Below are 9,586 nucleotides of genomic sequence, written 5' to 3'. Positions count from 1 at the left end.
CGGCGCCTGGACTATCGCGCATCAAGATCAAAAGCCGGGCGAGGCGCTGCGCGCTCGCAGAAGCAAAGAGCAAAGAGCAAAGAGCAAAGAGCAAAGAGCAAAGAGCAAAGAGCAAAGAGCAAAGAGCAAAGAGCGGAAAGTTTGATAGCAATGGAGTGCAGTGATGGTTGTGGTGTTTGTACCAATGGTTCGCCGGCAAAGCCGGCTCCTACAATGGTACGGCTTTGCACTCTCCGGTAGGAGCCGGCTTTGCCGGCGAATGCGTGCTCAAGGCCATGAATAAACAACTAGCGACAGCTGCGCCAGCCTAGGCGCCGCCCGTAACTTCGCGACTTCAGGAGGCTGAGCGCAGGCGTCTGGAGGGCCAGGTGCGCAGCACCCTTCGGCGTAGCCGAAGGCGCGAGATGTAGACTTGCGCAGCAAGTCGTAGGCCGCGCGGGCCCGGAAGGCGCCGGAGCGAAGGGACCCGGAGCGTAGCGGAGGGCCGTATGATGGAGCGAGCGGCTTTTGGTTACTTTTGGCCAAGACCAAAAGTGACCCGCCGTAAGGGCGGAAAGGTGACTCTGCGTCTACATAGCAAACGGATATGCCCATATAGCCCAGAACCAACTAACCAGCTAACCAGCTAACCAGCTAACCAGCTAACCAGATCCAATCACCCATAAAAAAACCCGCACCACTCAAGGCACGGGTTTCTCGATTCAAGCGTCAATTCAACGCCGAATCACCGCTCCAGCAAAATCCGCAGCATGCGACGAAGCGGCTCCGCAGCCCCCCACAGCAACTGGTCACCCACCGTGAAAGCCCCAAGATACTGCGACCCCATGTTCAGCTTGCGCAGCCGCCCCACAGGCACATTCAGCGTCCCGGTCACATTGGTCGGGCTCAGCTCCTGCATGCTGATCTCACGCTGGTTCGGCACCAGCTTCACCCAAGGGTTGTGCTGGCTGATCAGCCCTTCGATATCCGCCAGCGGCACATCCTTGTTCAACTTGATGGTCAGCGCCTGGCTGTGGCAACGCATGGCGCCGATGCGCACGCAGATACCGTCGACCGGAATCGGACTCTTGAAGCGCCCGAGAATCTTGTTGGTCTCGGCCTGGGCCTTCCACTCTTCACGGCTCTGCCCGTTCGGCAGCTCCTTGTCGATCCACGGGATCAGGCTGCCGGCCAGCGGCACGCCGAAGTTCTCGGTCGGGAAGCCCTCACCACGCATGGCTTCGGCCACCTTGCGGTCGATATCGAGGATGGCGCTGGCCGGGTTGGCCAGGTCATCGGCCACGGCCGCGTGGATACCGCCCATCTGCTTGATCAGCTCACGCATGTTCTGCGCGCCGGCGCCCGAGGCCGCCTGGTAGGTCATGGCGCTCATCCACTCCACCAGGCCGGCTTCGAACAGGCCGCCCAGGCCCATCAGCATCAGGCTGACGGTGCAGTTGCCGCCAATGTAGTTCTTGGTGCCCGCGTCCAGCTGCTGGTCGATGACCTTGCGGTTGACCGGGTCGAGGATGATCACCGCGTCATCCTGCATGCGCAGCGAGGAAGCGGCGTCGATCCAGTACCCCTGCCAGCCGGCTTCGCGCAGCTTGGGGAAGGCTTCGTTGGTGTAGTCGCCGCCCTGGCAGGTCAGGATCACGTCGAGGGTCTTGAGCTCTTCAATGCTGTAGGCATCCTTCAGCGGGGCAATGTCCTTGCCCACGGCAGGGCCTTGGCCACCGACATTGGAGGTGGTGAAGAACACCGGCTCGATCAGGTCGAAGTCCTGCTCTTCGAGCATCCGCTGCATGAGCACGGAACCGACCATTCCACGCCAACCGATCAGACCTACACGTTTCATCGCAACTACACCTTTGCTAAAAGTGGGCCGCCACCGGGAGTTTTTGGTGGCGGGCCAGAGAGATTACAGATTCCGCAGCGCTGCGACTACTGCGTCGCCCATTTCCTGCGTACCGACCTTGGTGCAACCGGCCGACCAGATGTCACCGGTGCGCAGGCCCTGGTCCAGCACCAGGCTCACGGCCTGCTCGATGGCTTCGGCGGCGACCGCCTGGTTGAAGCTGTAGCGCAGCATCATCGACACCGAGAGGATGGTCGCCAGCGGGTTGGCGATGCCCTGCCCGGCGATGTCCGGCGCCGAACCGTGGCACGGCTCGTACATGCCCTTGTTGTCGGCATCCAGCGACGCCGACGGCAGCATGCCGATCGAGCCGGTGAGCATGGAAGCCTCATCCGACAGGATGTCGCCGAACATGTTGTCGGTCACCACCACGTCGAACTGCTTGGGCGCGCGCACCAGCTGCATGGCGGCGTTGTCGACGTACATGTGGCTGAGCTCGACGTCCGGGTAGTCCTTGGCCACTTCTTCCACCACTTCGCGCCACAGCTGGCTGGAGGCGAGGACGTTGGCCTTGTCCACCGAGCACAGCTTCTTGCCACGCACACGGGCCATGTCGAAGCCGACACGGGCGATGCGGCGCACTTCGCTTTCGCTGTACGGCAGGGTGTCGTAGGCCTGGCGCTCGCCGCCTTCCAGCTCGCGCTGGCCGCGCGGCGCGCCGAAGTAGATGCCGCCGGTGAGCTCGCGGACAATGAGGATGTCCAGGCCGGAGACGATCTCGGGCTTGAGCGACGAGGCATCGGCCAGTTGCGGGTAGAGGATCGCCGGGCGCAGGTTGGCGAACAGGCCCAGTTGCGAGCGGATCTTCAGCAGGCCGCGCTCCGGGCGGATGTCACGCTCGATCTTGTCCCACTTCGGGCCGCCCACGGCGCCCAGCAGCACGGCGTCGGCCTGGCGCGCGCGCTCAAGGGTCTCGTCGGCCAGTGGCACGCCGTGCTTGTCGATGGCTGCGCCACCGATCACATCGTGGGCGAGGCTGAGGCCGAGCTGGAACTTGTCGTTGGCCAGTTCCAGCACCTTGACCGCCTCGGCCATGATTTCCGGACCGATGCCATCACCTGGGAGAATCAGAATCTGCTTGCTCATGCTTTCCTCGTATCCAATCAAGCGGCGCGCCCTGTCGGAGCGCCGAAAAATCCGGCCCGGCATCGTAGCTCACATTCGCGAGGCGATGCCGGGCAAACCGCAATCGCTCAAGCGTCGCGGAACAACCAGGGCTGGCTGGCACGGTGCCGGCCCTCGAACGCCTTGATCGCGTCGCTGTCCTGCAGCGTGAGGCCGATATCGTCCAGTCCGTTGAGCAGGCAATGCTTGCGGAACGCGTCGATCTCGAACTTCAGCACCTTGCCGTCCGGGCGAGTCACCGCCTGGGCTTCGAGGTCGATGGTCAGTTGGTAGCCCGGATTGGCCTCGACCTGCTTGAACAACTCGTCGACTTCAGCGGCGTCGAGAATGATCGGCAACAAACCGTTCTTGAAGCTGTTATTGAAAAAGATGTCGGCGAAACTGGGGGCGATCACGCTGCGGAAGCCATACTCGTCGAGCGCCCAGGGGGCGTGTTCGCGGCTCGAACCACAACCGAAGTTCTCACGGGCCAGCAACACGCTGGCACCCTGGTAACGCGCATGGTTGAGCACGAACTCCTCGTTCAACGGGCGCTTGCTGTTGTCCTGGTAAGGCTGGCCGACGTCAAGATAGCGCCACTCGTCGAACAGGTTGGGGCCGAAGCCGGTGCGCTTGATCGACTTCAGGAACTGCTTGGGGATGATCTGGTCGGTGTCGACGTTGGCACGATCCAATGGCGCGACCAAGCCGATGTGTTGGGTGAAGGCTTTCATGCTGCGCTCCCTTGGATCAACTCGCGGACATCGATGAAGTGGCCGGTCACCGCGGCGGCGGCGGCCATGGCCGGGCTGACCAGGTGGGTGCGGCCACCGGCGCCCTGGCGGCCCTCGAAGTTGCGGTTGGAGGTGGACGCGCAGTGCTCGCCGCTCTCCAGGCGGTCCGGGTTCATCGCCAGGCACATCGAGCAGCCCGGCTCACGCCATTCGAAACCGGCTTCGAGGAAGATCTTGTCCAACCCCTCGCGCTCGGCCTGGGCCTTGACCAGGCCCGAGCCCGGCACCACCAGCGCCTGCTTGACGTTGGCGGCGACCTTGCGGCCCTTGGCGATCTCGGCGGCGGCGCGCAGGTCTTCGATGCGCGAGTTGGTGCACGAGCCGATGAACACACGGTCGAGCTTGATGTCGGTGATCGCCTGGTTGGCGGCCAACCCCATGTACTTGAGCGCGCGCTCGATCGAGCCACGTTTGATCAGGTCGGGCTCGGCGGCCGGGTCCGGCACGCGCTGGTCGACGGCCAGGACCATCTCCGGCGAAGTGCCCCAGCTGACCTGCGGCTTGATCTGCGCGGCGTCCAGCTCGACCACGGTGTCGAACACCGCGTCCGTATCGGACACCAGGCCCTTCCAGCTGGCGACGGCTTGCTTCCACTGTTCGCCCTTCGGCGCATAGGGACGGCCTTCGACGTAGTTCACGGTGATGTCGTCGACCGCCACCAGGCCCACGCGGGCGCCCGCTTCGATGGACATGTTGCAGATGGTCATGCGGCCTTCCATCGACAACTCGCGGATGGCGCTGCCGGCGAACTCCATGGCGTGGCCGTTGCCACCCGCGGTGCCGATCTTGCCGATCACGGCGAGGACGATGTCCTTGGCGGTGACGCCGGCAGGCAACTCGCCCTCGACGCGCACCAGCATGTTCTTCATTTTCTTGGCCACCAGGCACTGGGTGGCGAGCACATGCTCGACCTCGGAGGTGCCGATGCCATGGGCCAGGGCGCCGAATGCACCATGGGTGGAGGTGTGCGAGTCACCGCAGACCACGGTCATGCCCGGCAAGGTGGCGCCCTGCTCAGGGCTGATGACGTGGACGATGCCTTGACGCTCGTCATTCATCTTGAATTCGACGATGCCATATTCGTCACAGTTCTCATCGAGTGTCTGCACCTGCAAGCGCGACACCTGGTCGACGATGGCCTCGATGCCGCCCTTGCGCTCCGGCGTGGTCGGCACGTTGTGGTCGGGGGTGGCGATGTTGGCGTCGATCCGCCATGGCTTGCGGCTGGCCAGGCGCAGGCCCTCGAAGGCCTGGGGCGACGTCACTTCGTGGATGATGTGGCGATCGATGTAGATCAAGGACGAGCCGTCATCGCGGCGCTTGACCTCATGGGCGTCCCAGAGTTTGTCGTAGAGCGTTTTGCCAGCCATCAGACTGTTCCTCATCAGCGTCTTTCTATGCCAAAGACCCCTTGGCTTGTACGGACGATCCTATGGCGATAGATTGAATAACTCAAATTCATAATTTTCATGCTTTGCATAACCATCAGGAATTCAAAAGATGGACCTCGCCAACCTCAGTGCATTTATCGCCATCGCCGAAACCGGCAGCTTTTCCGGGGCCGGTGAACGCCTGCACCTGACCCAGCCGGCCATCAGCAAACGCATCGCCGGGCTCGAGCAGCAACTGGACGTGCGCCTGTTCGACCGTCTGGGCCGCGAAGTCACCCTGACCGAGGCCGGCCGCGCCCTGCTGCCGCGCGCCTACCAGATCCTCAATGTACTGGATGACACCCGCCGTGCCCTGACCAACCTGACCGGCGAGGTGACCGGTCGTCTCACCCTGGCCACCAGCCACCATATAGGCCTGCACCGCCTGCCGCCGCTGCTGCGCGCCTTCACCCGCCAGTACCCGGCGGTGGCGCTGGACATCCAGTTCCTCGATTCAGAAGCGGCCTACGATGAAATTCTCCATGGCCGCGCGGAAATCGCCGTGATCACCCTGGCTCCGGAGCCTCACCACCTGGTCCGCGCCGTCCCGGTCTGGGACGACGCCCTGGACTTTGTGGCCGCCCCGGAACACCCGCTGGCCAGCAACGGCCAGGTCGACCTGGCCGATGTCGCCCGCCACCCGGCGGTTTTTCCCGGTGGCAACACCTTCACCCACCACATTGTCCAGCGCTTGTTCGAAAGCCAGGGCCTGACACCGAACATCGCCATGAGCACCAACTACCTGGAAACCATCAAGATGATGGTGTCCATCGGCCTGGCGTGGAGTGTGCTACCACGTACTATGCTCGATGAGCAGGTCGCGCCCATCGCCCTGCCCGGCATACAGCTGTCACGCCAGCTAGGCTACATATTGCATACCGAACGCACGCTGTCGAACGCGGCCAGGGCCTTCATGGCCCTGCTCGACAGCCATGCCGGGTCCGCCTGACCGGCCGTCTGCACGGCGTTACATCCACAAGGACGCGTTTTTCGCCAAAGGTCTGGTACCGATGCCCAAATCAGCAAATCGCTTTCCGCGCCTGCCACGCATCTCCGCCGCCGATCCCCAGGAGTCGGAACAGGCCTGGCAGAACGCGCCGCAACTGCTGGCCGCGCTCAATGGCGCGCGCCTGGGCGCCTGGTTGTGGGACATCGACAGCGGCCGGGTCAGTTGGTCGCGGGGCACCCAGGCGCTGTTCGGTTTCGACCCGCAGCGCCCGCTGCCCACCGACATCGACTACCTCGACCTGCTGCCAGAGGAGGACCGCGCCCGCACCCGCCAGGCCTTCCAGGCGGTAGTCAATGGCGAACCGGTCGAGCAGGCCATGCGCCACCGCATCCGCTGGCCCGACGGCAGCGTGCACTGGCTGGAGATCAACGGCAGCCTGACCCATGACGCCAACGGCCATCCGCAGATGATCGGGGTGATCCGCGAGATCAGCCGCCAGCGGGAGCGGGAAACCGCGCTGATCAACTCGGAAAAACGCTTTGCCACCCTCTTCCACCTCAGCCCCAACGCCATCCTGCTCACCCGCCGGCAGGACGGCATGATCTTCGAGGTCAACCAGCATTTCGAGCACATGTTCGGCTGGCCGGGCGCGCAGGTGGTGGGCAAGACCAGCCTGGAACTGGGCCTGTGGGTCAACCCCGAACAACGCTTCCAGGTGCTGGAGGCCACCCGCGCCGGCAGCGGGCCACTGATCATGGAGGTGCAGTTCCGCGCCACCAGCGGCAAGGTCCACGACGGCATCCTGTGCACCCAGGGCATCGAACTGGAAGGCGTCACCTTCCTGATCAGCACCTTTGTCGACACCACCGAGCGCAAACGCGCCGAACAGGCCCTCAAGGACAGCCAGGAGCGCCTCGACCTGGCCCTGGACTCGGCGCAGCTGGGCACCTGGGACTGGCATATCCCCAGCGGCATGCTCTATGGCTCGGCCCGCGCCGCGCAATTGCACGGGTTGGCCCCAGTGCCCTTCCATGAATCGTTCGACGCCTTCTTCGAGGGCGTGCCCGAAGACGAGCGCAATGTCATGCGCCAGGCCTACCGCAGCCTGCGCGAGGGCCCGGCCGGCAACTACCAGATCACCTACCAGGTACAGCTGGAAAACGGCACCACGCGCTTTATCGAAAGCCGTGCGCGGCTGTACCGCGACGAGCAGGGCAACCCGCTGCGCATGGCCGGCACCCTGCTCGACATCACCGACCAGGTGGAGCGCGAACAGCGCCTGAGCGCCTCCGAAGAGAAATTCGCCAGCCTGTTCCAGGTCAGCCCCGACCCGATCTGCGTGACCCGCCAGGACACCGGGCAGTTCATCGAAATCAACCCGGCCTTCAGCCAGACCTTCGGCTGGGAAACCGATCAGGTCATCGGCCGCACCGCCGAAGAGCTTGGCCTGTGGGCCGAGTCGTCGGAACGCGCCCAGCGCATCGAGCGAGTCATCCGTGACCAGGCCCTGAGCAACGTCGCGGTCGGGGTCAACCACCGCAACGGCACGCCACTGACCTGCGTGATCTCCAGCCGCCTGATCAGCGTCGACAACCAGCCCTGCAGCGTCACCACCCTGCGCGACATCACCCAGCAGCAGCGCGCCGAAGCGGCGCTCAAGGCCAGCGAAGAGAAGTTCGCCAAGGCCTTCCACTCCAGCCCCGACGCCATCATCATCACCGAGCGCCAGAGCGGCTGCTACCTGGAAGTCAACGACGGCTTCTGCCGCCTGACCGGCTACAGTGCCGCCGAGGTGGTGGGGCGCAGCGTCTACGACATTGGTATCTGGGCCGACGACAAGCAGCGCGCGGCCTTGCTCAACGAGCTGCGCGAGCGCGGCCGGGTGCATCACCGCGAGATGCTCGGGCGCAACAAGCGCGGCGACATTCTCACCGTCGAGGTGTCGGTGGAGCCGATCAGCCTCAACGAAACCGACTGCCTGCTGCTCACCGCCCGCGATGTCAGCCTGCTGAAGAACGCCCAGGCGCAGATCCGCCACCTGGCCTACCACGACCCCCTGACCAACCTGCCCAACCGGGCGCTGCTGATGGACCGCCTGAGCCAGCAGATCGCCCTGCTCAAGCGCCACAACCTGCGCGGCGCCCTGCTGTTCCTCGACCTCGACCACTTCAAGCACATCAACGACTCGCTTGGCCACCCGGTGGGCGACACCGTGCTGAAGATCATCACTGCCCGCCTGGAGGCCAGCGTGCGCCTGGAAGACACCGTGGCGCGCCTGGGCGGCGACGAGTTCGTGGTGCTGCTCAGTGGCCTGGAGGGCAGCCGCGAGCTGGTGGAAAGCAAGGTGCGCGAGCTGGCCGACACCCTGCGCGAGCTGCTGGCCGAACCCATGTCGCTGGACGGCCAGCGCCTGCAGGTGACGCCCAGCATCGGCGTGGCGTTGATCCCCGACCACGGCGCGACCCCCGCCGACCTGCTCAAGCGCGCCGATATCGCCCTGTACCGGGCCAAGGATTCCGGGCGCAACACCACCCAGCTGTTCCACAGCACCATGCAAAAAGCCGCCAGCGAACGCCTGCGCATGGAGAACGACCTGCGCCTGGCCCTGGCCCGGGGCGAACTGGCCCTGCACTTCCAACCCCAGGTCGACGCCCGCGACAACCGCATCGTCGGCGCCGAAGTGCTGCTGCGCTGGCACCATCCGCAACTGGGCCAGCAGCCACCAGCGCAGTTCATCCAGGTGCTCGAGGAGAGCGGCCTGATCCTCGAAGTGGGCAGCTGGATCCTCGACGAAGCCTGCGACGCCTGCGCCCGCATGCTCGAAGACGGCCTCATCGACGCCGACGACTTCAGCCTGTGCGTCAATATCAGCCCACGGCAGTTCCGCCAGAACGACTTCGTCGAGCGGGTGCTGCGCAGCCTCGACGACTATCGCCTGCCGCGGCGCATGCTCACCTTGGAGATCACGGAAGGCATCGTCATCCAGAACCTCGAGGACACCATCAGCAAGATGCGCGAGCTCAAGCGCTTCGGCGTGAGTTTCGCCATGGATGACTTTGGTACCGGCTATTCGTCGCTCACCTACCTCAAGCGCCTGCCGGTGGATGCGCTGAAGATCGACCAGACCTTCGTGCGCGATGCGCCGGTCGACCCAAACGATGCCGAAATCGTCCGCGCCATCGTGGCCATGGCACGCAGCCTCGAACTGGCGGTGATCGCCGAGGGCGTGGAGCTGACAGAGCAGCTGGAGTTCCTCGAGCGGCTGGGTTGCCACCTGTACCAGGGCTACCTGCACAGCCGGCCACTGCCGCTGCCGGAGTTTCGCCAGATGCTGCTGGAGGCGCCGGCGGATTACTGAAATGCGCAATACGCTGTAGGAGCGGCTTCAGCCGCGATCACCCGCGCAGCGGGT

Annotated in this window: 6 protein-coding genes; 2 read left to right on the top strand and 4 right to left on the bottom strand. The window is 64.5% G+C overall.

Annotated features, from left to right (window positions below; all coding sequences use genetic code 11):
* Window positions 1-724: 724 nt before the first annotated feature.
* The 4 genes from asd to leuC form a co-directional block, all read right to left on the bottom strand.
* A complete protein-coding gene (asd, locus tag P5705_RS25230; protein WP_277463589.1) occupies window positions 725-1,837 on the bottom strand; it encodes an aspartate-semialdehyde dehydrogenase in 1,113 nt (370 codons plus the stop codon).
* A gap of 63 nt (window positions 1,838-1,900) precedes the next feature.
* Window positions 1,901-2,983, bottom strand: coding sequence for a 3-isopropylmalate dehydrogenase (gene leuB / locus P5705_RS25225; protein WP_277463588.1), 1,083 nt, complete (start codon window positions 2,981-2,983; stop codon window positions 1,901-1,903).
* 107 nt (window positions 2,984-3,090) lie between these two features.
* Window positions 3,091-3,735: a 3-isopropylmalate dehydratase small subunit gene (leuD, locus tag P5705_RS25220; RefSeq protein ID WP_277463587.1), complete on the bottom strand. Its 645-nt coding sequence runs from the start codon at window positions 3,733-3,735 to the stop codon at window positions 3,091-3,093.
* Window positions 3,732-5,165: a 3-isopropylmalate dehydratase large subunit gene (leuC, locus tag P5705_RS25215; RefSeq protein WP_277463586.1), complete on the bottom strand. Its 1,434-nt coding sequence runs from the start codon at window positions 5,163-5,165 to the stop codon at window positions 3,732-3,734. Before leuC ends, leuD begins: the two co-directional genes overlap by 4 nt.
* A 130-nt stretch (window positions 5,166-5,295) precedes the next feature.
* On the opposite strand from leuC, the gene P5705_RS25210 reads away from it, so the two are divergent.
* Entirely contained in the window at window positions 5,296-6,174 is an 879-nt protein-coding gene (locus tag P5705_RS25210; protein WP_240067232.1) for a LysR family transcriptional regulator, read from the top strand.
* Window positions 6,175-6,235: 61 nt separating this feature from the next.
* Complete coding sequence (locus tag P5705_RS25205) at window positions 6,236-9,532, top strand: PAS domain S-box protein (RefSeq protein ID WP_277463585.1); 3,297 nt, start codon at window positions 6,236-6,238, stop codon at window positions 9,530-9,532.
* The last annotated feature ends 54 nt before the right edge of the window (window positions 9,533-9,586 follow it).

Origin of the sequence: Pseudomonas entomophila, assembly GCF_029478665.1 — a bacterium.
Lineage (GTDB): Bacteria > Pseudomonadota > Gammaproteobacteria > Pseudomonadales > Pseudomonadaceae > Aquipseudomonas > Aquipseudomonas entomophila_F.
This window is presented reverse-complemented; position numbering and strand designations above follow the sequence as displayed.

Excerpts from the sequence above, each read along its gene's own strand:
- P5705_RS25205 (WP_277463585.1), top strand. The coding sequence starts at position 6,236 with ATGCCCAAATCAGCAAATCGCTTTCCGCGCCTGCCACGCATCTCCGCC.
- asd (WP_277463589.1), bottom strand. The coding sequence starts at position 1,837 with ATGAAACGTGTAGGTCTGATCGGTTGGCGTGGAATGGTCGGTTCCGTG.
- leuD (WP_277463587.1), bottom strand. The coding sequence starts at position 3,735 with ATGAAAGCCTTCACCCAACACATCGGCTTGGTCGCGCCATTGGATCGT.
- P5705_RS25210 (WP_240067232.1), top strand. The coding sequence starts at position 5,296 with ATGGACCTCGCCAACCTCAGTGCATTTATCGCCATCGCCGAAACCGGC.
- leuB (WP_277463588.1), bottom strand. The coding sequence starts at position 2,983 with ATGAGCAAGCAGATTCTGATTCTCCCAGGTGATGGCATCGGTCCGGAA.
- leuC (WP_277463586.1), bottom strand. The coding sequence starts at position 5,165 with ATGGCTGGCAAAACGCTCTACGACAAACTCTGGGACGCCCATGAGGTC.